1 protein-coding gene and 1 pseudogene are annotated in these 1,093 nt (G+C 63.1%); both read right to left on the bottom strand.

What is annotated here, in order from left to right:
- Positions 1–293 precede the first annotated feature (293 nt).
- Positions 294–758 (bottom strand): type II 3-dehydroquinate dehydratase, encoded by a 465-nt coding sequence (gene aroQ, locus HP499_RS24425; RefSeq protein WP_172326600.1) that lies wholly within the window; start codon positions 756–758, stop codon positions 294–296.
- A 94-nt stretch (positions 759–852) separates the two neighbouring features.
- Positions 853–1,093 (bottom strand): annotated as a pseudogene (locus tag HP499_RS24420) (serine protease); the annotation flags it as partial.

Raw genomic sequence — 1,093 nt, 5'->3', positions numbered from 1 at the left:
GGCACTCATCGCCCTGGCACGACGACGCTGCGATACCCTCTACGCCATGCTCCGCGACGGCACCCTCTACCAACCCCCAACACCCGCAACCGCTTGACGAAAAACATAGGGGCACTCCCACATCCCAAAGGGCTTCCCGGGAACCCTCTCCCACATCCCAAGGGCTTCCCGGGAACCCTCTCCCACATCCCAAGGGCTTCCCGGGAACCCTCTCCCACATCCCAAGGGCTTCCCGGGAACCCTCTCCCACATCCCAAGGGCTTCCCGGGAACCCTCTCCCACATCCCCGCTGGTTAGACCACGTCTGCCAGGTAATCGATGGCCAGCTTGTAGCCAAGGACACCGGCGCCCACGATAATCGTGGTGCAAACACCAGACAGGTATGAGTGGTGCCGGAACTCTTCGCGCTGGTGGACATTGGTGATGTGGACCTCGACGGCGGGCAGCTGCACAGCCGCCAGGGCGTCACGAAGTGCCACGGACGTATGCGTGTAGGCGCCGGCGTTGATCACAATTCCGACGGCGGTGCCTCTCGCTGCGTGGATGGCGTCCAGGAGATCGCCTTCATGGTTCGATTGCACGCAGTCCACAGTGAAGCCATGGGCTGCAGCCGCGGAGATAGCGAGTTGCTCGACGTCGGCCAGTGTTGATGTGCCGTATTTCTCCGGCTCGCGGGTGCCCAAAAGGTTGAGGTTGGGTCCATTGATCACAAGGATGGTGCCGCGACCGGCTTCGGTGGCGGGAGTGGCTTCAGTCATGGCTCCCAATCTATAGCGGCGCGGGAAGGCAGGGGAACCGTGCCCGCTCCGTGAGAGGTGAGGGCCGTAAAACACCCACCATGTGGGAGAAGTCCTACTTACGGGTGCATTGACCGGGCGACACCGGATTGCTGAGCCCGGAGGCCTGCGCCGCTACTGGCTCCAGGTCCGCCATGGTGAGGGCGAAGCCCAAGGCGGCATCGGTGGTTGTTTTGGCGAAGATGAGCCCGGCCACTTCGCCCTGCATGGTGAGCAGCGGACCGCCGGAGTTGCCCGGCTGAACGTCACCGGCCAGCTTATAGACCAGCTCCGGAGAAGGATTGCTCCCGTAGATG

Source organism: Paenarthrobacter sp. CM16 (assembly GCF_013179505.1).
GTDB lineage: Bacteria > Actinomycetota > Actinomycetes > Actinomycetales > Micrococcaceae > Arthrobacter.
This window is presented reverse-complemented; position numbering and strand designations above follow the sequence as displayed.